The sequence below is a fragment of the Bradyrhizobium sp. CCBAU 11386 genome, assembly GCF_028128955.1.
In the GTDB taxonomy this organism is placed as follows: domain Bacteria; phylum Pseudomonadota; class Alphaproteobacteria; order Rhizobiales; family Xanthobacteraceae; genus Bradyrhizobium.
In genome coordinates this window covers 86,191-112,464 of the sequence record NZ_LBKA01000004.1, presented here as the reverse complement: position 1 = coordinate 112,464, position 26,274 = coordinate 86,191, and the positions used below count along the sequence as shown (strand labels likewise).

General features: G+C 66.2%; 22 protein-coding genes. 9 read left to right on the top strand and 13 right to left on the bottom strand.

Going from position 1 to position 26,274, the window contains the following annotated elements; all coding sequences use genetic code 11:
* The first annotated feature begins 81 nt into the window (after positions 1-81).
* Complete coding sequence (gene garD, locus XI09_RS01940; RefSeq protein ID WP_271565453.1) at positions 82-1,623, top strand: galactarate dehydratase; 1,542 nt, start codon at positions 82-84, stop codon at positions 1,621-1,623.
* Positions 1,624-1,627: 4 nt separating this feature from the next.
* On the opposite strand, the gene XI09_RS01935 is transcribed toward garD, so the two are convergent.
* Together XI09_RS01935 and XI09_RS01930 are read right to left on the bottom strand one after the other, a co-directional pair.
* Positions 1,628-2,368, bottom strand: coding sequence for a hypothetical protein (locus XI09_RS01935; RefSeq protein ID WP_271565452.1), 741 nt, complete (start codon positions 2,366-2,368; stop codon positions 1,628-1,630).
* A 6-nt stretch (positions 2,369-2,374) separates the two neighbouring features.
* Complete coding sequence (locus tag XI09_RS01930) at positions 2,375-3,268, bottom strand: MipA/OmpV family protein (RefSeq protein WP_271565451.1); 894 nt, start codon at positions 3,266-3,268, stop codon at positions 2,375-2,377.
* A gap of 351 nt (positions 3,269-3,619) precedes the next feature.
* Here XI09_RS01930 and XI09_RS01925 point away from each other — a divergent pair, with 351 nt between their 5' ends.
* From XI09_RS01925 to XI09_RS01915, 3 genes are all read left to right on the top strand, one after another.
* On the top strand, positions 3,620-4,300 hold the full coding sequence (locus XI09_RS01925) for a response regulator transcription factor (RefSeq protein ID WP_271565450.1): 681 nt from the start codon (positions 3,620-3,622) through the stop codon (positions 4,298-4,300).
* Positions 4,297-5,661: a sensor histidine kinase gene (locus XI09_RS01920; protein WP_271565449.1), complete on the top strand. Its 1,365-nt coding sequence runs from the start codon at positions 4,297-4,299 to the stop codon at positions 5,659-5,661. Before XI09_RS01925 ends, XI09_RS01920 begins: the two co-directional genes overlap by 4 nt.
* A gap of 193 nt (positions 5,662-5,854) precedes the next feature.
* The gene (locus XI09_RS01915) at positions 5,855-6,124 is read left to right on the top strand and encodes a hypothetical protein (protein ID WP_271565448.1); all 270 of its coding nucleotides are present in this window, start codon (positions 5,855-5,857) and stop codon (positions 6,122-6,124) included.
* A 176-nt stretch (positions 6,125-6,300) separates the two neighbouring features.
* On the opposite strand, the gene XI09_RS01910 is transcribed toward XI09_RS01915, so the two are convergent.
* Positions 6,301-6,657 (bottom strand): hypothetical protein, encoded by a 357-nt coding sequence (locus tag XI09_RS01910; protein WP_271565447.1) that lies wholly within the window; start codon positions 6,655-6,657, stop codon positions 6,301-6,303.
* Between the two features lie 389 nt (positions 6,658-7,046).
* Here XI09_RS01910 and XI09_RS01905 point away from each other — a divergent pair, with 389 nt between their 5' ends.
* Positions 7,047-8,147 (top strand): hypothetical protein, encoded by a 1,101-nt coding sequence (locus tag XI09_RS01905; protein ID WP_271565446.1) that lies wholly within the window; start codon positions 7,047-7,049, stop codon positions 8,145-8,147.
* A 242-nt stretch (positions 8,148-8,389) separates the two neighbouring features.
* Here XI09_RS01905 and XI09_RS01900 read toward each other — a convergent pair whose 3' ends face one another.
* Positions 8,390-9,004 carry a DUF2147 domain-containing protein gene (locus XI09_RS01900; protein ID WP_271565445.1) on the bottom strand — a complete coding sequence of 205 codons (615 nt, stop codon included), beginning with the start codon at positions 9,002-9,004 and terminating at the stop codon, positions 8,390-8,392.
* 108 nt (positions 9,005-9,112) lie between these two features.
* Positions 9,113-10,141: an NAD(P)/FAD-dependent oxidoreductase gene (locus XI09_RS01895; protein ID WP_271565444.1), complete on the bottom strand. Its 1,029-nt coding sequence runs from the start codon at positions 10,139-10,141 to the stop codon at positions 9,113-9,115.
* 184 nt (positions 10,142-10,325) lie between these two features.
* Between XI09_RS01895 and XI09_RS01890 the strand changes: the two genes are divergently transcribed.
* Positions 10,326-10,793: an acyl-CoA thioesterase gene (locus tag XI09_RS01890; RefSeq protein WP_271565443.1), complete on the top strand. Its 468-nt coding sequence runs from the start codon at positions 10,326-10,328 to the stop codon at positions 10,791-10,793.
* 18 nt (positions 10,794-10,811) lie between these two features.
* Here the strand turns inward: XI09_RS01890 and XI09_RS01885 are convergent, their stop codons facing one another.
* Positions 10,812-11,132: a 2Fe-2S iron-sulfur cluster-binding protein gene (locus XI09_RS01885; protein ID WP_027548035.1), complete on the bottom strand. Its 321-nt coding sequence runs from the start codon at positions 11,130-11,132 to the stop codon at positions 10,812-10,814.
* Between the two features lie 170 nt (positions 11,133-11,302).
* A complete protein-coding gene (locus XI09_RS01880; RefSeq protein WP_271565442.1) occupies positions 11,303-11,677 on the bottom strand; it encodes an Hpt domain-containing protein in 375 nt (124 codons plus the stop codon).
* Positions 11,678-12,075: 398 nt separating this feature from the next.
* Here XI09_RS01880 and XI09_RS01875 point away from each other — a divergent pair, with 398 nt between their 5' ends.
* Positions 12,076-17,784 (top strand): negative regulator of septation ring formation, encoded by a 5,709-nt coding sequence (locus tag XI09_RS01875; RefSeq protein WP_271565441.1) that lies wholly within the window; start codon positions 12,076-12,078, stop codon positions 17,782-17,784.
* Between the two features lie 418 nt (positions 17,785-18,202).
* Here the strand turns inward: XI09_RS01875 and XI09_RS01870 are convergent, their stop codons facing one another.
* Genes XI09_RS01870 through XI09_RS01860 form a run of 3 tightly spaced genes read right to left on the bottom strand, consistent with a single transcriptional unit; the run spans position 18,203 to position 21,004 of the window.
* The gene (locus XI09_RS01870; RefSeq protein WP_271565440.1) at positions 18,203-19,078 is read right to left on the bottom strand and encodes an MlaD family protein; all 876 of its coding nucleotides are present in this window, start codon (positions 19,076-19,078) and stop codon (positions 18,203-18,205) included.
* A 19-nt stretch (positions 19,079-19,097) separates the two neighbouring features.
* A complete protein-coding gene (locus tag XI09_RS01865) occupies positions 19,098-19,868 on the bottom strand; it encodes an ABC transporter ATP-binding protein (RefSeq protein ID WP_027545159.1) in 771 nt (256 codons plus the stop codon).
* A gap of 2 nt (positions 19,869-19,870) precedes the next feature.
* Positions 19,871-21,004, bottom strand: a complete 1,134-nt coding sequence (locus tag XI09_RS01860) for an MlaE family ABC transporter permease (protein ID WP_271565439.1) — start codon at positions 21,002-21,004, stop codon at positions 19,871-19,873.
* A gap of 134 nt (positions 21,005-21,138) precedes the next feature.
* Here XI09_RS01860 and dgcA point away from each other — a divergent pair, with 134 nt between their 5' ends.
* Entirely contained in the window at positions 21,139-22,134 is a 996-nt protein-coding gene (dgcA, locus tag XI09_RS01855) for an N-acetyl-D-Glu racemase DgcA (RefSeq protein WP_271565438.1), read from the top strand.
* Here the strand turns inward: dgcA and XI09_RS01850 are convergent.
* Positions 22,104-23,300 carry an MFS transporter gene (locus tag XI09_RS01850; protein ID WP_271565437.1) on the bottom strand — a complete coding sequence of 399 codons (1,197 nt, stop codon included), beginning with the start codon at positions 23,298-23,300 and terminating at the stop codon, positions 22,104-22,106. The two genes, dgcA and XI09_RS01850, sit on opposite strands and share 31 nt — an antisense overlap.
* 75 nt (positions 23,301-23,375) lie before the next feature.
* Here XI09_RS01850 and XI09_RS01845 point away from each other — a divergent pair, with 75 nt between their 5' ends.
* Positions 23,376-24,794 (top strand): hypothetical protein, encoded by a 1,419-nt coding sequence (locus XI09_RS01845; RefSeq protein ID WP_271565436.1) that lies wholly within the window; start codon positions 23,376-23,378, stop codon positions 24,792-24,794.
* Between the two features lie 405 nt (positions 24,795-25,199).
* Here XI09_RS01845 and XI09_RS01840 read toward each other — a convergent pair whose 3' ends face one another.
* Together XI09_RS01840 and XI09_RS01835 are read right to left on the bottom strand one after the other, a co-directional pair.
* Positions 25,200-25,559: a hypothetical protein gene (locus XI09_RS01840; RefSeq protein WP_271565435.1), complete on the bottom strand. Its 360-nt coding sequence runs from the start codon at positions 25,557-25,559 to the stop codon at positions 25,200-25,202.
* Positions 25,560-25,705: 146 nt separating this feature from the next.
* Positions 25,706-26,149: an RbsD/FucU family protein gene (locus XI09_RS01835; protein ID WP_271565434.1), complete on the bottom strand. Its 444-nt coding sequence runs from the start codon at positions 26,147-26,149 to the stop codon at positions 25,706-25,708.
* Positions 26,150-26,274: the final 125 nt, after the last annotated feature.

Genomic DNA, 26,274 nt, shown 5'->3' with positions numbered 1-26,274 from the left:
ACCCACCTCTTCTGCTTCCGCGGACAGAGACATTGGTGGGTTACGCTGCGCTAACCCACCCTACAAATCCCGGAGTCCTCGATGGACCAGGACGTCGCAGCGAAAGAGCAGCCCCGCTACATCAAGCTCAACGAGCGCGACAATGTCGCGATCGTGGTCAATGATTTCGGGCTTCCCGCCGGCTCCCGCTTTGCCTGCGGGCTGACGCTGCGCGCCTTCGTGCCGCAGGGGCACAAGACGGCGCTGGTCGACATCGCGCAGGATGCGCCGATCGTCCGCTATGGCGAGGTGATTGGCTACGCACTCTCGCCGATCCTGGCGGGTGAGTGGGTCGACGAGGCGCGCATCCGCATGCCGGAAGCCCCCGCCCTCGACAAGCTCGAAATCTCGACCGCCGTGCCCGCTCCGCTGCCGCCGCTCGAAGGCTTTACCTTCGAAGGCTTCCGCAATCCGGACGGCTCGGTCGGCACCAAGAACATCCTCGGCATCTCCTCCTCCGTGCAATGCGTCAAGGGCACAATGGAATATGCGGTGAAGCGCATCCGCGCCGAGCTGCTGCCGAAGTACCCGAACGTCGACGACGTCGTGCCGCTGACGCATGCCTATGGCTGCGGCGTCGCCATCAACGCGCCCGATGCGGTGGTGCCGATCCGCACGCTGCAGAACCTGGCGCTCAACCCGAATTTCGGCGGCGAGATTCTGGTCATCAGCTTGGGATGCGAAAAGCTCGCGCCCGAGCGGCTGGTGCCGGAAGGCATCAGCGACGCCATCGTCCGCATGCAGGACGAGGCCTTCGACGGCTTTGGCGCGATCGTCGATGCCATCATGACCCAGGCCGATGCACGCCTGAAAATCCTCAACAAGCGCACCCGCGAGACCTGCCCGGCCTCCGACCTCGTCATCGGCCTGCAATGCGGCGGCAGCGACGCGTTCTCCGGCGTCACCGCGAACCCCGCGGTCGGCTTCGCCGCCGACCTCCTGGTGCGCGCCGGCGCCACCGTGATGTTCTCCGAAGTGACCGAAGTGCGCGACGCCATCCAGCTCCTGACGCGGCGCGCGATCAACGAGGACGTCGGCCGCGCGCTGGTGCGCGAGATGGCCTGGTACGATTCTTATCTCGCCCGCGGCGGTGCCGATCGCAGCGCCAACACCACGCCCGGCAACAAGAAGGGCGGCCTCGCCAACATCGTCGAAAAATCACTGGGCTCGATCGTCAAGTCCGGCTCGTCCGCCATCACCGGCGTGCTCTCGCCCGGCGAGAAGGCGACGCAGAAGGGCATGCTGTTCGCGGCAACGCCCGCTTCCGACTTCATCTGCGGCACGCTCCAGCTCGCCTCCGGCATGACGCTGCAAGTGTTCACCACCGGCCGCGGCACGCCCTACGGCCTTGCGGCTGCGCCCGTGATCAAGGTCGCAACCCGCAGCGAGCTCGCGCGGCGCTGGAAGGACCTGATCGACTTCGATTCGGGCAGCATCGCCACCGGCGAGAAGACCATCGAGGAATGCGGCTGGGACCTGTTCCGCCTGATCCTCGACGTCGCCAGTGGCCGCACCAAACCGTGGTCGGACCGCTGGGGCATCCACAACGACCTCACGCTGTTCAATCCGGCGCCGGTGACCTGAGGGGTCACTGACTTTCCATCAGGTGCATGTCGCTCAGCGTGACCGGAAGGCTGCGCGTGATGAGATCCACAATCGCCGTGCGCAGCCGTTCCCCCGACGCCGGACCGTCAAACGTCTCGTCGACCGGCCCGCTCGGACCGGCGAGCCGCATGGTCCCGGTGTTGTCGAGCGGCGCGGCCGCCCGCTTCTCGATCACATCGAACGACTTGCCGTCGATCACGCGAACCTCGTAGAGCGCGTGGATCAGGCCGTAGTCTGCAAGCAGCGTCCGGTATTGGGCGAGCCCGATGCCCTCGACGTTGCGGCCGTTGCCCAGCTTGGATCTTGCCCTTGTGATCACGATGTAGGCATCCAGCCCCTGCGGAGCGACATCGGTGCGAACCAGCTCCTTGAACGGATCGCTGCGCAGCAGATTGACGGGCGCGACCGCCGAATCCCTGATCGCGGCAAACGCGGCGCGTCTGTAGCTCACGGCCTGCACGCGAAAGCGCGGGCTCAAGAGCTTCGTCGCCTGCTGGACGATCATCTCGTCGAGCCCCCAGGCGCTGATCGAGGCGCTCTGCCCGGTATTGCCGAGCGCGGTCAGCCCGGCCTGCGTCAGGCTCATCTCCTCGCCGATGGCCGAGACGATGCCGACGGTCTTGATCGCCTGGAGCCGGCTCGCGCGCGTCTCGAACGCCGCGGCGGCACTGAGGACGACGGAAGTGACCGCGAGGGCAATCCATAGAACAGCATGACGGCGCATGGCGACCTATCGAATCCTGAAGTCGAACGAATACGACGCGCCCAGGCCGATCGTGGTCTGGTTCGACGATCCCCGCAGCTTCACCAGCGGGCTGTCCGCGGCATCGCCGAGCAGCTTCTCGTATTCGACATAGGCATGGACCTCCCACTGGGGATTGATGCGATAGGAGATCTGGCTGCCGAAGCCGACCGAGTGCGCACCGCCCCTGGCATCGTACGTCGGCAGTCCCGACGCCAGCGCCTGCGTGGCATCGACGCCGAAATACGGTGCGGTCGCCTTGGTGCTTTTCCAGGTGAAACGCGGGCCGGCCGAGATCGTGAGCCTTTGGATCAGCGGCACGATGACGTCGGCGGAAACGTCGGCCACCGTGCCGGTATGGCCACCCACGCCCTGGCGCAGTTCGCTGCGCAGGCGCAGCCAGTCGACCGGATAATATTCGACGAAGCCGCCGAGCTCGTATGCGGCCTTGACGTCGCCAAGGCCTGTCAGCTCGGAATATTTGTCGCTCTTGCGCGAGGAAACGTATTTGAACGCAGGCCCGGCGCGAAAATTGCCGACGTCGAGCAGCGCAATGCTGGCGCTGTCGCGGGGCCCGCGAAACTGGTCGATCGATCCAGCACGGCGAATGGAGAAGATCGGGATCGGGCGGAATTTTCCGTTCTTCGACCCGACGAAGTCCGGCGTGTATTCGCCGCCGATGCCGACCATGACGGTCCAGTTGCCGGAGGGCGAGGGCAGCATCGGCAGGTCGAACGGCGGGGCCGGCAGCGTGAACGCGGTCTGCGCGGAGGCAGACTGAGGGATCGCCATGATCGCGCCGAGTACGGCAAGAAATGCGCTCAACAAGCTCTGCTGCGCGCTCGCCGCACGATTGAGAGCGGCTTCGTCAAAATGCTTCATTACGGGGCCCCGGACCGGCCCTGCTGGGCCTGGTCGACTGGTGTGGTTGGAGCCACAGCATGTGGTCCGGCAAAATTGCCCCAAGATTGCAGGGCGCAGGGCCACCGCCCCAATCCGTTCCCGGCGTGCGCCAGGTGCGCGGCCGGACCAACATTGCCCGAACATTGCCCGGGACAGGTTCACGCTCCTGACTCTGACCGCGCGTGCCGGCGAGCGCCTTCGTCCCTGCCTTTTATTCGCCAAGCTCGCTGCCTTAAAGGGAACCTCGCGCACGAACCGAAATGCCGGAATTCGGCCAGGGAGCGTCAAGGTCGGGGTTTTGTTGCCCCAGCAGAGTCAAGGACGACCCGCGTGCGCTCGCTCGTGATCGAAGACGAACCGCAGATCGGCGCCTATGTCAGCCGCCTGCTCGGGCAATTGCACGGCGTCGTCGACCTCGTCGGCTCGATTGCCGACGCCCGCCAGGCGCTGGACAATTTCAAATACGATCTCGCCATCGTCGACCGCATGCTGCCGGACGGCGATGCGCTTGAGGTGGTCACGGCGCTGAGCCGGTCGCCGGAACGCCCCGCCATCATCATGCTGACGTCCAAGGACGCCAAGGAGGATGTCGTCGACGGCCTCAATTGCGGCGCCGACGACTATCTCGGCAAGCCGTTCGAGCCGCAGGAGCTGATCGCGCGGGTGCGCGCCGTCTTGCGGCGGCCTCGCCTGCTCGCACCCGCGGTGCTGTCGCTCGGCAATGTCGAGCTGCATCTCGGCAGCAACGAAGCGGTGGTCGCCGACACCAAAATCCTGCTGCGGCGGCGCGAGGCGCTGATCCTCGGAGCTCTCCTTATGCGCCGCGACCGCGTGATCACCCGCACCGCCCTGATCGAGGAGATCTACGGCTTCGACGACGAGATCGAATCCAACACGCTCGAAGCGCAGGTCTCGCGCCTGAGGAAGAAACTGGCCGCGCTCGGCGGCGACGTCGAGATCCGCAGCATGCGGGGCATCGGCTACATCCTGCGGCTGGCAACACCGCGATGACGTCGATCGCCCGGACTTTTGCGCTGTCGCTCGGCATCGCCGCAACGACGATTTTCCTGATCATGCTCGGCCTCTTCATCTGGCGCTATCCGATGGAGGAGCGCGAGTTCAGGGCTTGCCGGGTCGTGGCCGCCGTTCTCGACCGCGCCACCAATATCGAAGGGCAGAACCTCACGGTGCGCCCGACGCGCGCCCTCGAAGAGCTGAAGGCGGACAGCCCGAACCTCTGGTACGTCGTGTCCGCAGGCGAGCTGGTCAGCGAGTACGGTAGCGAACGCCGGCCGGACCTCCCCTTCGCGTTTCCCTATCACGGGCCCGTCGGCTCATCGGTCTTCAGCACGCTCGACCAGAAGAGCACCTTCTGCCTCGCCGTCGTGCAAAGGGGTTCGCTGCAGCTCGCGATGATGGTCGGCGAGCCTCAAGTCCGTTTCGGCCGGCTTGCAAGAAACTTTCTCATCCGCAGTGTCTTTTCGATCATGCTGCTGGCGCTGGCCTTTGCCGCGACCGTTGCCGTCGGCGCGGCGCTGGCCGCGCGTTTCGTCTCGCGCGGCATCGAACGTGTCGCGCTTCGCGCGCTCGCGATCGACCCTGCAGCGCCGCAAGGTCTGATCTCGCTGTGCGAGGTCCCCCGCGAGCTGAAGCCGCTGGTCGAGGCGCTCAACCGCGCCTTCGGCGAGATCGACGCCTATATCAGGATGCAGCGCCGCTTTCTCGGCAATGCCGCCCATCAGCTCCGCACGCCGCTCACGCTGCTGCGCGCGAAGATCGACGATGTGCCCGATCCGGCCCTGAAGATCGAGCTGGTGCGGGACGTCCGCCGCCTCACCTCGCTGGTCTCCGCCATGCTCGACCTCGCGCGCCTGCAAAATCACGCGATCGAGAAGCGGCCGATCGATCTTGCCGGGATCACGCTGGACGTGCTGGCCGATTTCGGTCCGTCCGCGCTGGACGCCGGCATAGAGCTTGCGCTGGAGCGGGCCGGCCAGGGACCGTTCCTGGTGCAGGGCGTGGACGCCGCCATTCGCAGCGCGCTCGCCAATCTCGTCGGCAACGCGCTCATCCACGCCCGTGGCGCGCGGCGCATTGTCGCCACCGTCGGCCGCGACAGCATCTCGATCGACGATGACGGCGTAGGTCTGCCCGGCGGCGCGGAGCACAAGCTGCTGGAGCCGTTTCAGACCGGCAACAGCGCAGGCGACGGCGCCGGCCTCGGCCTGTCGATTGTCCGCGAGATCATGGCCGCCCACGGCGGCGAGCTGGTCATCTCCTCCGAGCCCGGCCGCGGCACGACGATGCGCCTGTGCTTTCCTGCAGCCACCGCGCCGGTCAAATCTCCGCAGCTTGATCTGCAAGCGCGCTAGGCGAGGCGCATCGGCTCTTCCCGCGAAACCGTCCGGAAACATTGGCGCGAAAAACTTCTTCCTCGTTTCGTCCCTTCGCATCAAGCAACCAATATATTCGCCGAAGGCGACAGGAATGTTCGCACACAAGCGAACCTGTTGCGGCATCGATGCGACCAATCCTCCGATTGCCATCTTCCACGGAGATTTTCCAATGCGTGTTCTCTCGATGATTGTCATTGCCGGCGCGATGATTGCGAGCTCGGCCGGGGCGCTCGCCGGCGAGCTTCCCTCTTACGAAATGAAGTCGTTTCCGATCTCGGCAACGCAGGTGCAGGTGCTCGGCGGCGCAGGCGTCGAGGAGCAGTCGGCAGCGCCCACGATGACCGTCGCCGGCATGCCCGCCTCGCCCGCGCAAGTCTCGGTGCTGTCGCCGCGCGTCAAGCGGCTCGCCAGCGCGGGTTCGGAGAGCGAGGCGCGCTAAGCGTCCGTCACCCGACAACGATCGCATCGTGTGCGCTGAAGTTTCCACAACGTCATGGCCGGGGCCCGTCCCGGCCATCCACGTCTTGCCCGGGCCACGAAGAACGTGGATGCCCGTGACCAGCCCGGGCCTAACGAACTCTTCCGCGCCGTCAGGAATCCGGCGCTCGCACGCTTCTACGTCATGCTGCCCGGCATGAAGCAGCGCACATGCGGATGGCCGTCGATATAGTGCTTCCACACCATGGTGCGGCCGATCTTGTTCGGCTCGGTGATCACGGCACCGTCCGGCACGACCACCCATTCGTCGTCGAGATGCACACGGTAACGCCCCTTGTCGGATTCCCAATCGACATCGGCGACCACGTAGCCGTCGGCATCCGAGCAGCATTGTCCGTATTCGCTGCGCAGGCTTTCGAACCAGGGCTTGAGGGGCGAGTTGGCGTAGCGGCCGTCGTCGCGCGCCAGCGCCGAGGTCGCAAGCGGCGCCATCAGCCCCAGCAGCGCCGCCGCACATAGTCTTGCAAGTCGCATGTCGTCTCCGCGGATCGCAATCAGCGCCGCTAGGGACAGACGCCGCCGTCCGCCTTCCGCACGGTGGCGGCAGGCGTGGAGACGGCGACTCGCTCCCCAGCGGCTTTGCGACAGCTATGCAAATCCGGCGCCAACGCGCATTCCGGGGAACTACTGCCGCAGGCTGTTGTGTGCACATTCCACATGTTCAGCGCACCAGCGATCTGCCGCAGCCATTCTGGAGGCTTTCCTTGTCGCGCCGGGACGTGTAGGAACGTTGCCGCGAACTTTATCGCATTGCTTAAACGACTGTTTCAATTAGAGAAATCGGGTGTTGGCGTGACAGGCCTTGGACCGTCAGCGCTATGAGTTCGAGAGAGTTGCTCCCTGGCCAGCAGGACGCGACCGATTTGCCCGCAAACGAGGTGCAGTTTGCGCTGGTGATTTCGCGCATGCTCGAGACGGTGAAGGACGATCCGGAGTTCAGGCGGCAGCTCGTCTACGATCTTGCCCGTTACAAGCTCCAGGAGCAGTTCACCTACGCCGACGCCAAGAACATCGACCAGATGAAGCGGGCGCTCGAGGTCGCAATCGAGGAGGTCGAGAAGTTCTCGCGTGAAGAGGCGCCGCTGGAGCGGTTGCCGCAACATCAACTCACATCGTCGAAGGCAAGTGAGACAAGCGGCCCATTTCTGTCCGCCGACGCTCCGGTCCTGCGATCGGGGATCGAGACATCCAGGCGGCCTGCGATCTCAGGCCCGCTCTGGCCCGTGATCAAGCGGACAGGGGCCATCCTGCTTGCCGCCGGCGCCATCGTTCTTCTCATCTCGCAGCGAGACCATATCGCCGCGCTGCGCCGGCTGGTTTCGTCGCAGGCCCAGGAGATCGCGCTGGTCCCGTCCAAACCGGAGACGACGATCACGGTCAGCAAGCCGGAAATGGTGACCGCCGTCGCGCCGCCGGCGAAACCGGCGCGCGTGCTTCCGACCGACTACGGCATCTACGCCTTGATCGACGACAAGTCGCTGGCGGAGTTGAATGCGACCGGCGTCATGGCGCCGGACATGCGCGTCGCGATTTCACTGGAGTTCAAGAAGCCCGACCGGCCGCACCTGCCGAACGGCCGCGTCAAATTCATCGTGTTCCGCCGCGACGTCGCACACGCGATTCCCGAACGCGTCGAGGTTCGGGTCGTGGCGAAGATCGCCAGAGAGTTTTCGACCGACGCCGCAGGCAAGAGCTTGAGTGGCGGAGACGACGTCGGCGTCATCCGCAATTTCGCCTATCCGTTCCGGGTGTCGCCGATTCCCGGGACACCCGAGATGCACGAGCTTCACACTGGCGATTCAGAGCTCGAACTTCCGCCGGGACATTACGTCCTGAGCCTGGGCACGCAGGCCTATTACTTCCAGGTCGACGGCGAGATCACCGATCCCCGGCAATGCCTCGAGCGGGTCGTCGCCGGCAACGGCACCTTCTATGCGCCGTGCAAGAAGGCGCGGACGTACTAGCGTGCCTCGCCATTGAGGTACCGTCACCCCCGCGCAACGGCGAAGCCGTTGTCGCTGGAGGTGCGAGCCGCGGTGCGCAGCAGCGCGAGCGAGCCTCGAAGGGCGACGGCCCTGCTGCATCTCGGCCGTGCATCCTTCGAGGCTCGCCCCACGATGCATTCGCATCGCAGGGCTCGCACCTCAGGATGACGGGACTACCGTTCGCAAAAATGCAATGGGGGTGGAACTGAGAGTGCTGCAGCCTACTGCTTCGGCGCTGGCGCCATCATTGCGCCGCCCTTCTTCGCCGCGGGCGCCGGCTTCGTCGTCGCGGCGGTCGCCTGTGCGGGCAGATATTTGGCGACGATGGCGGGATCGACCTGTGCGATGTTGGCGTCTGGCAGGCGCGTCCAGGTCTCGTCCTTGCCGAACAGGGAGATGCCGAGGAAGCCGCGCATGGTCAGGGTCTGGCCATCGGGGCTCACCGTCATCTTGGCCTTCCAGATATTGCCGTCGCGCGGATTGACCACGTTGCCGCCATCATATTTCAACCCGTCGCGCTTCATGTCGCGGATGAAGGAAAGGCCGAGCACCGGGGCGTTCTTGCGGTCGTCCGTGCACTTCGCGCAGACCTCGTTCGGATCGTCGCCGGGGCGCGGGAACGTCTTGGCGATCACACCTTCGAACACACCGTTGTGGTCGATGAAGAGGAACCATCCCACCGTCTTGCCGTCCTCAACCTTCTGCCAGAGTCCCGCGGCGGTTGGCTGGGCCGACGTCGCAACCGGGGCTTGCGCCGCAGCCGGGCTCACCGCGCCGAGCGACAGCGCGAGCGTGAGGAGCGAGAGCAGCCGAAAGCTGGAAAACGGATTCCGCATTATGATCACCTTGCTATTCCACGACTGGAATGGCCGCAGACTACGGCGATTTCGCGAACGGTTCCACCACCAGAAACATGGGGCATCGCCCTTCCGCCCCGCTCGCGGTCAGCTAACCCCGAGCTTCTTTTGCAGACTGGAGGACGAGGTCGTGTACTGGAACACGAGGCGCTTCTCCGGATAGACGTAGTGATGGGCTTTTTGCGACATCAGCGCACCCTCGTGGAAGCCGCACAGGATCAGCTTGAGCTTGCCGGGATAGGTGTTGATGTCGCCGATGGCGAAGATGCCTGATACGTTGGTCTCGAACGCGGATGTCTCGACCGGCACCAGATTGTTCTCCAGCGCAATGCCCCAGTTCGCGACCGGACCGAGCTTCATGGTCAGCCCGAAGAACGGCAGCATGGTGTCGCAGGCGATTTCGGTGACGTTGTTGTCGTTGCCCTTGATCGTCGCACCGGTCAGCCTGCCCTCAGTGCCGGCCAGCGAGGTGACCTGGCCGAGCCGGAGATCCATCTTGCCGCCTGCGACCAGCGCGCGCATCTGCTCGACGCTGTGAGGAGCTGCGCGAAATTCGTCGCGACGGTGCAGAAGCGTGATGCGCTTGGCCACCGGATGCAGATTGAGCGTCCAGTCGAGCGCGGAATCGCCACCGCCGACGATCAGCACGTTCTTGTCGCGGAACGTCTCCATCTTGCGCACGGCGTAATGCACCGAAGTGCCTTCATAGGCTTCGATGCCCGGCACCGGCGGACGCTTGGGCTGGAACGAGCCGCCGCCTGCCGCGATCACCAGCACCTTGCATTCGAACACCTTGCCGGCGTCGGTGGTGCAGCGAAATGCGGGATCGCCGATCTTCTCCACCGTCTCGACCATCTCGCCGAGATGGAAGGTCGGATGGAACGGCTTGATCTGCTCCATCAGCGCGTCGGTGAGCCCCTGCCCCGAAACATGCGGAATGCCGGGAATGTCGTAGATCGGCTTTTCCGGATAGAGCTCGGCGCACTGGCCGCCGACCTTGTCGAGGATGTCGACGAAATGCACCTTCATGTCGAGAAGGCCGAGCTCGAAGGCGGCGAACAGACCGCAGGGGCCGGCGCCAATAATCAGCACATCGGTTTTGATCACGTCGCTCATGTCGTCTCTTTATCGGTCGTTATCGGTTGGACGGCGCCCTTTTTGGGCCGAGGTGACCCTGCCTGTCTAGCCAACGGGGATGGATCAGGGAAGGCATAAAAGCGGGAGCGCCCCGCAGCCGCGCCCACTTGCCGGGTCAAAATAACTGGGCTGTAACGAGGTTGGATATGACGGAGATCAACCGGTGAACGCACCAAGCCGCCTCGACACGACGCCGCGCCTCGAGGACTACCCCTACCGCCTCAGCGACAACGTCCGCTTCGGTGATCTCGACCCGAACCAGCACGTCAACAACGCGGTCTACGCCACCTATTTCGAGACCGGCCGCGTCACGCTGATGAAGAGCCCGGACTACGGGCTGACGCCGCCGGGCCTCGCCTGGATCATGGTGCGGCTCGACATCCATTTCCGCGCCGAGCTGCACTGGCCGAACACGATCGAGCTCGGTCTCGGCGTGGTGAAACTGGGACGGACGTCAGTGACCTTCGAGCAGGTCGTGTTCTCGCAGGGAAGATGCGTCGCCTCGGCGACGTCGGTCGGTGTCATGCTCGACGAGGCGACGCGGCGTCCGGCGCCGCTGACCGCGGAGATCGTCGAGAAGCTCAAACCCTGGCACAAGCGCGGCATCGAGGTCGCGCCGCCGAGCATTTGACCGGGTGGGACGGTTGGATCAGGCCTGACGTTCCGGCGTCGCCACCACGAGACCGTCGAGATCGTCGCTCACCTTGATCTGGCAGGACAGGCGCGAGTTCGGGCGCACGTCGAAACCGAAGTCGAGCATGTCCTCTTCCATCGGCGTCGGGCTGCCGACCTTCTCGCGCCAGGCTTCGTCGACATAGACATGGCAGGTCGCGCAGGCACATGCGCCGCCGCATTCGGCCTCGATGCCGGGGACGCTGTTGCGGATGGCGGCTTCCATCACGGTTGCGCCGTTCTCGATTTCCACCGTACGGGTTTCGCCCTTGTGGTCGACAAAGTGAATCTTGGCCATGTGTGCTCGTGCTGCCGCGATGTTGGGAATGAAGGAGGGTCCGGGCTGTCCTATAACGGGTCGGTTAGCCCGGCGCCATAGCGTTTTGATGCGAGGTGGATCCCGATTCGCGTGCAGAAAACGCGTCAAAATAAGCGACTAGAGACACCGCCGTTTGCGGGGTTGCCGGCCTAGTGCTTCAGGATCGCCTCGATGGCGGCGCGGGCCTCGGCCACGGCCTCCTTCAGCGCGGCGAAGGCGGGAAGCCGGTCGTGGCCGGTCCGGATCGCGGTCTCCAGGTGAGCGGCGGCATCCGCTACGGCAAAGGCGCCGATTCCGCGGGCCGAGCCCTTGAGCTTGTGCGCGAGGGCGCCGGCCTCGGCCGGCAAATTGGTCATCGCGGCGAGCAGACGAACCGCCTGCTCGGCAAACATCGCCAGCACTTCCTGTTCCAGCTCGGCGTCGCCGAGCGTCATGCGGGAGAGGTGGTCGAGATCGAGCGGGCTGTCGACGGGCGCAAGCGGGGGCGAGGGCATCCATTCCATCCGTTGCAGTTCAGGCGTCATGGCGCAGGCCCCGGCATCGCGCGACGGTTCCGCCGGTTCGGCGGTGCGGTTCCTCCCACCCAAGCATGGAAATGGTTAACGAAATGTTTGGGCCGCCTTACGCAAATCCGCCCGTTTTTTGACGAAAAGTTGCCGCAATCGGCCGAGTTCCGTGGAGAATTCCATTTATTGCTAAGGCGTTACGGCGCGATCCTGTTAACGATGATTAAGATTGTCTTAATCGCAGGCATTTCATTCGCGACGCTCTGCCAATAGGATGTTGCAGAAATTGGCGGACAAGCCGTCCGGGTGGGGACGGCTCGAAGATCCGCGCAAGCGGCATGATCCGGTCTGTGGGCTTGCGTAGCGCGCGGGGCTCGCGGGGGGACGCGTACAAGTAACGAGGGCTCGGACTGAACATGGCGAACACTCCGAAAAAGGTCAAAGACCCGACAGAAGTTGCGCTTTCTGCGATCCAGGAAGCCCTGAACATCAGCGACACCGCTGCGGACACCAGCCGCAACGCCTCGATGCGCAACGAAACGGCGCCTTCGGTGGCTCCCCCGCCTCCCCCGATCTTTGACGAGCCGACCTTCGAGCCGCGCCCTGCGGCCAACGAACGTGCCTCGTTCGAGCCGATCGAGGAGCCGCGTTCCTCGCGCCGGGCCGCCAATGACGATCGCGAGACCATCGGCCAGTTGCTCCAGGCGCTTCAGAAGGGCCGCCCTGCCCGCAGCGTCTATACCTTCGCCACCATCTTCGCTGGCGTCTGGCTCGCCGCCTGCGCCGCGCTGACCGTCGGCTTCCTGCCTTCGATCCAGGCCGCCATGGGCCAGAGCGGCGGCGTGCTCGTCATCGCCGGCCTGATCGCGATGTTCTTCGCGCCGATCATGCTGTTCTACTTCCTCGCGAGCCTGGTCTGGCGCGGCCAGGAAATGCGCATGATCGCGCAGGCGATGGCGCAGGTCGCGATCCGCTTCTCCGAGCCCGAGGGCTCGGCCTCCGATTCCATGGTCACCGTCGGTCAGGCCATCCGCCGCGAGGTCGCAGCGATGGGCGACGGCATCGAGCGCGCGATTGCGCGCGCCGGCGAGCTCGAGACGCTGGTCGCCAACGAGGTCGCAGCGCTCGAACGCGCCTATTCCGACAACGAAGTGCGCATCCGCGCCCTGCTCCAGGACATCGCGCATCAGCGCGACAACCTGGTCGGCCAGGCCGAGCAGGTCCGCAGCGCCATCTCCGGCGTGCAGATCGACCTGCGCCACGACATCGCGCTGATCTCGGATGCGATCGCCTCGCGCGTCGACGAGGTCGCCAAGAGCATCACCGGCGCGCTCGAAGAGCGCGGCGCCCATATCACCGGCGCCCTGAGCAATGCCGGCGACAACATGATCCTCGCGCTCGGCGAGCGCGGCGGCGACCTGCTCGACCGCCTCGAGGAAGCCAGCAACGAGACCACGCGCGCCGTGCTCGACGCCAGCGAGCGGCTGACCACCAGCCTCAACTTCAAGACCGGCCACGTCCACGACGAGTTCGTCGACCTCGCCGACCGCGTCCACGAGATGCTGAACGAGCGCATCGACCGCATCACCGGCGAGTTCGAGCAGCGCTCCGCCGCGATCGTCGACGGCATCTCCGAGCGCACCGAGCAGGTGCACGATAGCCTGAAGAATTCGTCGGACTCCCTGCTGCTCGAGCTCGAGCTGCGCTCCAGCGACATCTCCGCCAAGATCGACGACGCCGGCCACCGGCTCGCCAACCAGATCATGACCTCCGGCGACAAGGCGAGCGAGGCGCTCGACGCCACCGTCAACACCCTCGTCGCCAAGGTCGTCAGCCAGACCGAGACCGCGCACGACTCGCTGTCGCTCCAGATGAGCGCGTTCGACGAACTGGTGAAGAACCAGGGCACCGAGCTGGTCGAGAAGTTCGCCCGCGACTCCGGCACGCTGGGCGCGCTGATCACCCGTCACATCTCCGAGTTCGACCGCACCGTGAAGACGTTCGGCGGCGAAGTCGTCGAGCGGATGGGCCAGCGCACGCAGGACATCGCCGAGACGCTGAAGACCTATGTCGACAATTTCGACACCCGCTTCACCTCGAACGGCGGCCAGATCACGGCCGTGCTCGACCAGCGCCTGATGCAGTTCGAGACCACGGTCGGCGAACGCGTCACCAACCTCGATGCCTCGCTGAACAGCAAGATCGCCAGCCTCGACAGCACGATCGACGGCCACATCAAGACCTTCGACGCGCAGCTCGGCGGCCGTGTCGCCGCGCTCGAACAGTCGTTCGACACCCGCGCCAGGTCCGTCACCGAGACCATCGACGGGCGTCTCAACACGCTCGCCACGTCGCTGACCGACGGTGCCGCGCAGGCGATCCAGTCGATCGACTCCCGTCTCACTCATCTCACGACGTCGCTGACCGGAGGCGCCTCGCAGGCGCTCGAGTCCATCGACTCCCGCCTCACCAGCCTCACGACGTCGCTGACCGACGGCGCCTCCCAGACGATCCAGACGATCGATACGCGCCTGACGCACCTCACGACGACGCTCACCGGCGGCGCCTCGCAGGCGCTCGAGTCCATCGACTCCCGCCTCACCTACCTGACCACCGCGGTGACGAACGGAGCCTCGCAGGCCGTGCAGTCGATCGACACGCGCCTCACGCTCCTGACCTCGACGCTCACCGACGGCACCGCGCAGGCGATCGAGGCGGTCGACCGCCGCATCACCGGCGTCGCCGAGATCATCGACGGCCGCAGCATGCATCTGACCGACACGGTCACGGCGCGCTTCCAGGACATCCAGCAGGCCATCGAGACCAAGGTCGGCTCGGTCGCCAGCGACATCGACGTGCGCGTGGCGCAGTTCGAGGACCTGCTCGGCTCGCGCGTCGAGGCCGTCGCCGGCCGCATCGAGAGCAGCGGCCGCCAGGCCAGCGAGGACATGATGTCCCGCGCCGAGATGATCTCGACCGCGATCCGCTCGCATGTCGAGGACGCCGAGCGCTCGCTCACCAACCTCGTCGTCAACACCAGCGAGACCATCCAGACCGGGGCGCGCACCGCCCAGCAGTCGCTGATGACGGTCTCCTCCGACGTCAACGCCCAGCTCAAGATGACCTCCTCCGAGGTCGAGCGCGCGCTGACCGCGGTCGGCACCGGTGCCGCGAACTCGATCCTGACCAGCGCCCGCGAAGCGCAGTCGACGCTGGTTGCCGCCTCGGGCGATGCCTCCAACCAGATCAAGGGGCTCGCGGCCGACGTCGAACGCACGCTGTCGGCGGCCGGTTCTGCGACCGCGGCCTCGATCCTGGCCGGCGCCCGCGAGGTGCAGACCACGCTCGTCACCGCATCTTCGGACGCGGCCAACCACGTCAAGACGCTCACCGCCGACGTGCAGCGCTCGCTGTCGATGGCCGGCGCCACCACGGCGGAATCCATCACCGCCGGCGCCCGCGATGCGCAGAGCACGCTGATCGCGGCCTCGAGCGAGACCGCCAACCAGATCAAGGCACTGTCCTCGGATGTGCAGCGTTCGCTCTCGATGGCGGGCACCGCGACGGCCGAGACCATCACGACCGGCGCCCGCGAGGCGCAGAACACCCTGGTCACGGCATCCTCGGATGCGGCGAGCCAGGTCAAGTCGCTCGCGGCCGAAGTGCATCGTTCGCTCTCGCAGGTCGGCCAGTCGACCGCCGAGACGATCACGACCAGCGCCCGCGACGCCCAGAGCACCCTGCTCGCGGTCTCGGCCGAACAGACCAGCCAGGTCCGTTCGCTCGCGGCCGAGATGCAGCGCGCGCTGGCGACCGCCGGCGGCGCCACCATCGAGGCGCTCACCAGCGGCGTGCGCGAGGCCCAGGGCACGCTGATCTCCGCTTCGACGGACGCGGCAGGCCAGATCAAGTCGCTGACCACGGACATCGAGCGCACGCTGACCGCGGTCGGCGCCGACACCGCCTCGACCATCCTCAACAGCGCGCGTGAGGCCCAGACCTCGCTGACCTCGACCTCGGCGGATGCCGCGAGCCAGATCCGCACGATCTCGACCGAGATCGAGCGTGCACTGAGCGCGGCCACCGCGAACGCGACCAACGACATCCAGACCAGCGCGCTCAACGCCCAGAACGCGCTGATCTCCGCCTCCAACGAGGCGAGCTCGCGGGTCAAGTCGAGCTCGGCCGACGTCGAGCGCTCGGTGCTCGCCGCCAGCAGCAGCTTCGGCCAGGCCATGACCGGCAAGACCGACGAGATCGTCACCTATGTGCAGCAGCAGGCCGACCGTCTGTCGAACATGATCGACGCCAAGCGCGGCGCCCTGGTCGATGCGATCGGCTCCAAGACCAGCCAGCTCACGCTCGACATCGACCGCGTCACCTCGGACGCGCTGAAGTCGATCGAGACGCGCGGCCATGCGTTCTCGCAGACCATGATGGGCAACGGCTCGGAAGTCGCCCGCACCATCAACGCGGCGAGCGAGATCGCCACCGGCGCGGTCGGCAAGTCGCTCAAGGACCTCGAGCAGGCCTCGCGTGCGGCGATCGACCAGTCGCGCCAGGTCTCGATCGCGGCCGTCACCGAGATGCAGGAGACCAGCAAGATCCTGCGTACCGACACGGTCGCCCTGTTCGAGCGTCTGCGCGAAGGCAACATCCTCCTCCAGGAGGTGCTGACCGGTGCGCACGACAACCTCAACTCGCTGGAGCGGGCGCTGGTGACCCGTGTTGCCGACTTCGTCTCGGCGATGAACGACGTCACCTCGCGCAACGGCGCTGCGACGCAGAACCTGGAAGACCAGCTCAACGTCTTCAACACGAAGACCACGCGGGCGCTCCAAGATCTCGGCGAGCTGTCGACCCAGTTCGACGCGCACGGCAAGGCGCTCGTCGAAGCCGCCCAGGTCGTCGAGGTGAGCAACAAGAACACCACCGCCTCGCTCGCCGAACGCAAGCAGGCGCTGGAATCGCTCGTCACCACGATCGACCTGCGCACGGCCGATCTAGACCAGCGCCTGTCGCGCTTCACCGGCCTGCTCGATGAATCGCTGGCCGCGGCCGAAGAGCGTGCCCGCGACATCGCCCGCGTCGTCGCGGAGACCGCCGGCGCAGGTTCCGCCGCAATCACCCGCCAGTTCGAGGCGGTGCGCGCGGCATCCGAGGAAGAGCACCGGCAGACCCTCGACGCCATGCACGACATCTACCGCCAGACCACGGACGAGGCGGATGCGATGTTCAAGCAGTCGACGGAGAAGTTCTCCAACCTCGTCTCCAGCATGAAGCAGATGGCCTTCGAGATGCACAACGAGCTCGAAGCCACCCGCAACGAGCTGCGCCGCGGCGTGCTCGAGATGCCGCAGGAGGCCGCCGAGAGCACTGCGCAGATGCGCAAGGTGATCGTCGACCAGATCGAGGCCCTCGCCGAGCTCAACCGCATCGTGGCCCAGCATGGCCGCGGCCTCGACGTCTCGACGGCGGGCCGCGCCAGCGTGCAGCGCCAGGAAGAGCCGATGCTGGCGGCCGTCGGCGCGCGCAGCACCGAGACCCGCACCCGCGACACCGGCAGCGCCTCGACGCTGCCGCCGCCGGACCTCGGCATGCCGGCCACTTCGCGCCGCACCGAAGCTCCGCCGGTTGCACCTGGCGGCAACGACCAGGGCCGCGACGGCTGGCTGTCGGATCTCTTGAACCGTACGGACGCCAACCAGGGCGCTCCGACCGGCCGCGAGGCCCCGCGCGGCCGCCCAGCTGCACCGGCTGCGCAGCCGCAGGCTCCGCAAGGCAGCAGCAATCCGCTGGAATCGCTGTCGCTCGACATCGGCCGGCTGATGGACCGCAACCTCGCCGCCGAGATGTGGGACCGCTACCAGCGCGGCGAGAACAAAGCCTTCACCAAGCGCCTCTACACGCCCGCCGGCCAGAAGGCCTTCGACGAGGTCGCCCGCAAATATCGCGCCGACCGCAACTTCAAGGGCACGGTGGACCGCTATGTCGCGGAGTTCGAACGCCTGCTCGACGAAGTCGCCCGCGACGGCCGCGGCCCGCAGGAGCTACGCAGCCACCTGACCTCGGAGACGGGCCTCGTCTACACCCTGCTCGCGCACAGCGCGGGACGGCTTGGGTAAGACAGAGCTCGCGAATGGCGAGTAGCGAATAGCGAATGAAAACGGAGGCCTTACGGCCTCCGTTTTTGCTTTGGGGCGTCATCGCGCCAGCAGTTCACTTCGCATCGGGAAATTGCGGCGTTCCTACAAGCACCGTCATTGCGAGGAGCTCTTGCGACGAAGCAATCCAGACTGCTTCCTGAGAGGCAGTCTGGATTGCTTCGCTACGCTCGCAATGACGGATGGAGAAAGGACGCGCCCCACTCTCGTCCCGTGCCCCGGACGCAGCGCAGCGCCCCTTCGGCGGTGCGCTGCGGAGCCGGGGCCCATATCGCGGCATTGGTCCGTGTTGCCTTCTGGGTCCCGGCTCTGCGCAGCAGCGCCAAGGCGCTGCAGCGCGTCCGGGACACGAGACCTGGCGCTAGGACCAGGTGGCCCGCTACTGCCGCTTGCGCTCGCTCGCCGCCGGCTTCGGCGGCTCGGGCGGCGGAGCGGCGGCTGGCGCGCTGTTGCTGGCACCGAACAGCACGCGGGTCGGGTTGCGGTCGAAATTGTTCACGGCGCGGCTGATGTCGCCGAGGGTGCGGCGGCCGTCCGTGATCAGCAATCCGGAGCGCTTGTCGAAATCATCAGCGAGTTCGCGGATCGACTTCACCGCCTGGAACAGCTCGCCGCCGTCCCTGCCGCCGGCGAGCGTGTTGAGGCCAAGCATGAGGCTGTCGGCCTTGAGCATCACGCCGTCGACCTTGGCCATCACGCCGTCGATCTTCTCGGAGTTGCGCGCCAGCGAGTTGGTGAAGGTCTCGAGGTTCTTGAGCGAGTTCTTCACCGATTCCTGATTGTCGGCGACGATCTTGTTGATGTTCTGGAGCGTGCCGCGGATCGCCTCGGTGACGTCCTGGAGCTTGTTGGGATCGGCGGTCAGCGTCGGGATGCCGTCCTCGTCGAGCGGCGGCGCGGGCGCGGCCTCCTCGCCGCCCTTGAGCGAGATCGCGGCGACGCCCGTGAGGCCCTGGAATTCGAGGCCAACGAGGGTGTCCTTGCGGATCGGGGCGTTGTTCTCGACCATGGCGAGTGCGACAACCCGCCGCGGGTTGTCGAGCTTCACCGAGACGACTTCACCCACCCGGATACCGTTAAAATTGACGCTGCCGCCGTTGCGCAGGCCCGCCGCCGGGCCCTCGAACACCACGCGCAGCGGGCTGCGCTGCTTGGTGGTGTGCAGCGACTGAAACCACAGCACGAAGCCGATCGCCGCGGCAATCACTGCCAGCGTGAACGATCCGATCAGTACGTAATTCGCCCGCGTTTCCATCAGGTGCTCCGGCTACCACTCAGCCCATGACCGCGCGGGCGCGCTTGCCATGGAAATATTGCCTCAGCCAGGGATGCTGCGAGGCCTGCATGTCGGCGATCGACCCTGCCGCAATGATCTTACCGTTCCCTAAAACGGCGATGCGGTCGCAAGCTGTGTAAAGGCTGTCGAGGTCGTGCGTTACCATGAAAACGGTCAGGCCCAAAGTGCGCTGGAGCGTCCTGACCAGCTCGTCGAAGTCGCCGGCGCCGATCGGGTCGAGGCCCGAGGTCGGCTCGTCCAGGAAAACGAGGTCCGGATCGAGCGAAAGCGCGCGTGCGAGCGCGACGCGCTTGATCATGCCGCCCGAGAGCTCCGACGGGAAGCGCTCGGCGACCTCGGGCTTGAGGCCGACCATGGTCAGCTTGGCCATGGTGATCTCGTCCATCAGCCGCTGCGAGACGCGCAAGTATTCGCGCATCGGAAACTGGATGTTCTGCCGCACGGTGAGCGAGGAGAACAGCGCGCCCTGCTGGAACAGCACGCCCCAGCGCCGCTCGACATTGCGGCGCTGCGACGTGTTGGAGGAATCGAGGTCGACGCCGAACACCTCGATGGAGCCTGCGACCTTCGGCACGAGGCCGATGATGGTGCGCGTCAGCACCGACTTGCCCGCGCCCGATGGGCCGACGAAGCCGAGGATCTCGCCGCGCTTGACGTCGAGATTGAGGCCGTCGAGCACGCGCGTGCTGCCGAACTGCACGGTGATGTCGCGGACGCGGATGATGGGATTTTGGATCTCGCCAGCCATCGTCACATTCCGATCGAGGCGAAGAAGATGGCGAACACGCCGTCCATGACGATGACGAAGAAGATGCCCTTCACGACCGACGCCGTGGTGTGCTGTCCGAGCGATTCCGCACTGCCCTGCACGGCGAGCCCTTCGACGCAGGCGACGATGCCGATCACGGCGGCCATGACCGGCGCCTTGACGATGCCGACGATGAAATGGTCGATCGAGATGGCATCGCGCAGGCGGAGCAGGAAGGCTTCGGGATCGACGCCGCCGTAGAGCCAGGCGACGAGCCCGCCGCCATAGAGCGCGGCCATGGCGCCGAGGAAGGCCAGGATCGGCAGCGCCAGCACCAGGGCCAGCATGCGCGGTAGCACCAGCACCTCGATCGGGTCGAAGCCCATGGTGCGCAGCGCGTCGATCTCCTCGCGCATCTTCATCGAACCGAGCTCGGCGGTGTAGGCGCTGCCCGAGCGGCCCGCGACCATGATGGCGACCAGGAGCACGCCGATCTCGCGCAGCACCAGCACGCCCAGCATGTCGACGACGAAGATGTCGGCGCCGAACCTGCGGAAATGGAAGATGCCTTGTTGGGCGATGATGCAGCCGATCAGGAAGGTGATCAGCACGATGATCGGCACCGCGCGCCAGCAGACCTGCTCCATGTGGTGCACGGTCGAGGTCAGGCGGAACGAACGCGGATGGATCAACACGCGGCCGCCCGCTGCGAGCACCGCGCCGAGCATGTCGATCAGGCCCGCAACCGTGCCGGCGACACCCGCCACGGCCCGGCCGATCTGCTCCAGCATGCCGGTGATGGTGATCGTGCCGGCGTCGACCACCGGCGTCGCCCTGACCCGCCGGACCTCGTCGACGAGGCTCGAATAATTGGCGGACAGCCCCGCGATCTGCGCCTCGACCGCGCCGTGGGTCAGGCTGCGGCGCAGCCGCTCGATCAGCCAGGCGCCGAACGTGTCGAGCTTGGCGACCTCGGAGACGTCGATGAAGATGTTTTGCGAACCGCCGGCCAGCTTCTCGGCATCCGCCACCATCCGCTCCAGGACCGGCGCGAAGCTCGCGGTCCAGGTTCCGGTGGCGCAGAGTGCCAGCGCGTTGCCCTTCGCAATCCGTTCCAGCTTCGGATCGCTACTCAAAATGTCCGCTCCCGTGCCGGGGCGGAGGAAATCAGATAGTTGCGCACGCGCCCTTACCCAGAGAAGGTATCCCCAACTGGTTAACGTTAGTTGCTAGAGGTAACTAGCAGGTTCAGATTTCGCCAGAGTTCAAAATGACTTCCAGCAAAGTTCCGGCTCTTCGGGCGCGAATCGAGCGCTTTCCCATCGCCGGCAGTTTCACCATCAGCCGGGGCGCCAAGACCGAGGCCGTGACCGTTGTGGCCGAAGTGAGCCAGAACGGCCTGACCGGCCGGGGCGAATGCGTGCCCTATCCCCGCTATGGCGAGACCCCCGAGGCGACCCTGGCCGCCATTGAGGCCATGCAGGCGGCCGTGGCGGGCGGTATCACCCGGCAGGCGCTGCAAGCCGCCATGCCGCCCGGCGCGGCCCGCAACGCGCTGGATTGCGCCCTGATCGACCTCGAGGCCAAGGCGGCGGGCCTGCGGGCCTGGAACCTGCTCGACCGCCCGATCCCGGGCGAACGCACCACCGCCTACACGATCTCGCTGGGCACTCCAGAGGCCATGGCCGCGGCGACCGCGAAAGCGGCGCACCGGCCGCTGCTCAAGATCAAGCTCGGCGGCGACGGCGATCCGGAGCGGATCGCGGCGGTGCGCAAGGCGGCCCCCGAATCCGAGCTGATCGTCGATGCCAACGAGTCCTGGACCGAGGCCAATCTGGAGCACAATCTCGCCGCCTGCGATGCGGTCGGCGTCACCCTGGTCGAGCAACCGCTGCCGGCCGGGAAGGACGGCGCGCTGGCGCGGATCAAGCGGCCGCTCATGGTCTGCGCCGACGAGAGCGTGCATGACCGCATCTCGCTCGCTCCCTTGCGCGCGCGCTACGACGCCGTGAACATCAAGCTCGACAAGACCGGCGGCCTCACCGAGGCGCTCGCCATGGCGGACGCGGCGCAGTCGCTCGGCTTCGAGATCATGATCGGCTGCATGGTCGCAACCTCGCTGTCGATGGCCCCCGCGATGCTGGTGACGCCGCAGGCGCGCTTCGTCGATCTCGACGGCCCGCTGCTGCTGGCGCGCGACCGCGATCACGGCCTGCGCTATGACGAGAGCCTGGTCTATCCGCCCGATTCATCGCTGTGGGGATGAGCCTTGAGCCGATGCCGCGCCGACCAGATCAGGACCGCGCCGGCCGCGGCCATCGCCGCCATGACGTAATACAGACCATCGCCGATGCGGGCGTAGATCGCGCCTGACGCGATCGAGGTCGCCGCGCCCAGCAGCCCGTTGCAGGCGGCGTAGTAGCCCTGCCCCCGCGCGATCTGATGCGACGGCACGCGCTGCACCAGGAGGTTCATGGTGCCGACCATGGTCATGCCGAAGGAGAGGCCGTGGCCGAGCTGCACGATCGCGAGCCACGCCAGCGACGGCTCGTTGGCGGTGACGATCCAGCGCACCACGGCGCTTAGGCCCCCGATCGCCATCAGCGTGGATGGATGCAGCGAGAAGCGCGGCGACAGCGCGAACACGACGATCTCGGCGATCACACCCAGCGTCCACAGCGCCGCGATCGTCAGCCCGCCGAGACCATGGAGCTGCCAGGTGATGGCCGAGAACGTGTAGAAGGCGATGTGGCTGCTCTGGATCAGCGCCGCCGAGGCGATCACGGCCCAGAAGGCGGCATCGTGCAGCAGCGTCTTGCCGGCATGCGTCTCCGTCGTCCTGCGCCTGACATCATCGAGCGGCTGAAGCAGCAGGCTGGCGAGGACCGCAACGACGGCCCACGCGACGATGACCCAGATCAGGTCGCGCGCCGCGATGCTGTCGACGAGATAGCCGCAGGCGAGCGAGCCGGCGGCGAACGCCGCCGAGCCCCACAGCCGCAAGGGTCCGTAATCGAGTCCGTAACGGGCGACACCGCGCAACGCATAGGCATCGGTCAGCGGCATCGTCGGCGTCCACATCATGCTGGTCAGCGCGTAGATCAGGAACAGCGCCAGCGGCTGCTGCTGCAGGCCGACCGCCGCAAATCCGATCGCCGTCGCCAGCACCGACACCATGATGCCGGCGCGAATGGCATGTCGCTTTTCGGCGAAGGCCGTGATCTGCGGCAGCATGGTGAAGCGCGTGATCGCCGGCAGCGCGTTGATGAGGCCGATCCAGGCCGCGTCGATGCCGATCGCCTTCAGCCAAACCGGGAAGAAGGGCATATGCGTGCCCAGGACCGCGAAGAAGGCCGAGTAGAACAGGGCCAGGCTCACGGCGAATCGCCGCTTCACGGCGGCTTGCGTGGGGATTTGTGATTCGCCTGCCATCAAACTAATTGCGATTCGGTCGATATCGTGGTGATCGTTACAGTAACGCGCAGTGATTTGCGCGACGAGAATGACATGGCCAACGAAGCATTCGCCCTCTCGCCTATATCAGCCCGTGCGGCCGAGCCGAACGAGCAGGATTACGACGCGATCCGCGAAGCCTTCATGGAGACCGCGCGCGGCCGCTGGTTCCTCGGCGAATATGCCAAGCGCAACCGCAATGCCGACACGAGCATGGTGCTCGATGCGGTCGCCAAGATCGAAGAAACCCTTGCGGCACAGCGGCAACCCGTCGTCGAGGACCGCCTGCCCGAGGCGCTGGTCGAGATCCGCCGCGCCATCCGCGAGGCCGAGACGATCGCGATCGCGGCGTTCGACCCCGCCGCGATCGAGGCGAGCCTCGCCCCGATCCCGCGCGGCGTGCGCATCATCAAGGAGATCTCCTGGCGCTGGCGCGAGATCGGCGCCGACGGGCGGATCTGCGACCTCATTGATTCGCAGCTCGCCTCGATCGAGGCCGCCTGCGGACAGGTTTCGACCATCGACCCCCACACCGAGCTCAAGGCCGCATTCGATCTGCTGAAGGATCGGGTCGAGCAGCTTGATGCCGACGGCGACGCAACGCCGCAGGCGTCGGCAGTGCCTCCTTCGCCGGCTCCGGCGCGGGAAGCACCGCCGGTCGCAGAGGCTTCGCCCGTCGAGGCCGCGCCCGCCGCGATGGCGAGCGAAGCCCCCGTGGCTTTTACGGAGACGCCGCAGGAGAGCGCGGTGGCTGCCGAGCCCGAAGCCGCCGCGCAGACGGCCGGCACCGCTGAAGCGCTCGCAATGGCCGAGCCGGCAATGGGCGCTGCCGTCGCGCCGGAGATCGCAGCCGAAAGCCAGGTCGCGCTTGAAGATGCCGCGCCCGACGACGCAGTTTTCGAAGAGCCGGCCACCGAGCCTGCCGCTTTCGCGGAAGTCACCGACGAGTTCTCGCTCGATGCCGCGGCGGAAGCCGAGGACGAGGCCGTGCTCGAAGCCATCGCGCTGGAGATGGCCGCGCCCGATCCGGAGTTCGACGAGATCATCGAGCCGGTCGAGATGGCAGCGGCCATTCCCGAGCCGGTGGCTGCGGCGGTCGCAGCGCCCGTCGCCGCCGAGCTTCCGGAGCCGGCCGCGCCGGAACCCGCCGCCGCGCCGATCGTGAAGGAGCACGCAGAGGAAGCGCCGATCGCGATGGAATCGCTGGCGCGCCTCACCCATGCCATCGCGGAAGCCGCCGCCGAAGTGATGGAGCAGCCGGCCCCGGCCATGGCGGCCACGGCATCCTTCGCAGCAGCGCCGACCGCACCGCTGCCGATGCCCTCACCCTTGTCGGCGTCCTTGCCCGAGTCCTCGCTCGGCGCCAGCATCCTCGCCAGCGGCATCCTGCAAAAACCCCGCGCGCCCGCCAACGACCCGCTCGCGCCGATCCGCCGCATGACCCAGGCCGAGAAGATCGCGTTCTTCTCGTAAAGAGAGCGCGCTCTCTCCACATCGTCATTGCGAGCGCAGCGAAGCAATCCAGAATCTTTCCGCGGCGACAGTCAGGATTGCTTCGCTACGCTTGCAATGACGGAACAAGGTGGATCACCACGCTCCCTCTCGTGTCCCGGACAAGCCTGCAACGCGCGAGCGTTGCGGCGCAGAGCCGGGACCCAGGCTGTTGCGCGGGTGCTCTCGCAAACATGGGCCCCGGCTCGGCAGCGCACCGTCGAAGAGACGCTGCGCTGCGTCCGGGGCACGAGAGCGGAGTGCGACCAGCACTCTCTCAACATCGTCATTGCGAGCGCAACGAAGCAATCCAGAGTCTTTCCGCGGCAACAGTCTGGATTGCTTCGCTCCGCTCGCAATGACGGATTGACCGCCGCACCCGCCCCATTACCCGCAATTCCAGACCGGGCCGATCGGCGTCCGCGTCCAGCACGGACCGAAGCTGCCGCCATTGTAGCGGCCGCCGCCGAAGCCGGGCCGGCCGAAATAGTGCCACTCGCCATCCCAGCGATAATATTGGGGAACCGGATCGATGTACCAATGGCGCCGGTCGTTGCGCGCAAGGCGCCGCATTGCGTCCTTCTGTTTATAGAGCGGAATGCTGTTGCTCAGCGGTTGACGGTAGCCCGGCAGGAAGCCGTAGCCGCGCCAGACCGCCGCGGGGCGTTTCTTGATGGACTCCGCCGGCGCCGTGGCCGGCAGCAGCGACAGGACGATAGCAACAGATAGACACACAAGGCGCGACATGGATCGACCATAGACAGCCGGTTGCGAGATGACCATTCAAATCCGAGTGCAGAACTGTTTGCAGCCACGCGCAGGATAGCGCAAACGGGAATCGCGTCACGCCTTGCGCCAAGAGCGGCGATCCGTCGATCGAACGCAAGGCATCCCTAGCTGATCACGCCCTTGCGGATCAGGAAGCATCCATAGCCCCTGCTGTCGCCGACCTGCACGACGCCAAAGCTCGCCGCCGCCGCGCGATAGAAATCCGGACGCGCGAGCTTGCCGGGAGCGACAGTGCGGCCGACGGCGCGCTCGATCTCCGCGAGCACCGCACGCTGCACGTCGGGCACGCGATCGGGATCGTCCACCGGCATCATCACGCGCACCGGATCGGGATCGAAATCGTCGAGCGGATAGACCGACATGATGGCGCGGGCGGCGGTCTCCATGCGCATGCCCGGCAGCTGGATCAGGCGCTGCGAGGATGTCGTCTTGGCGATACGCGTTGCCGGATGATTGGCGTCGACGAAAACGAGGTCGTCGCCATGGCCCATCGAGGCCAGCAGCCAGAGCAGATCGGGCGTCAGGATCGGATCGATCGATTTCAGCATGTGACGGCATTTCCCCTGAAGGCTTGTCTTTTCTGTCGCCGGCGAAACCGGCCATTCACCATAGCAGGTTCCAAGCGTGATTCAGATCACGCAGCCACCCAGGGTGATTGCCATCACGGACCGCG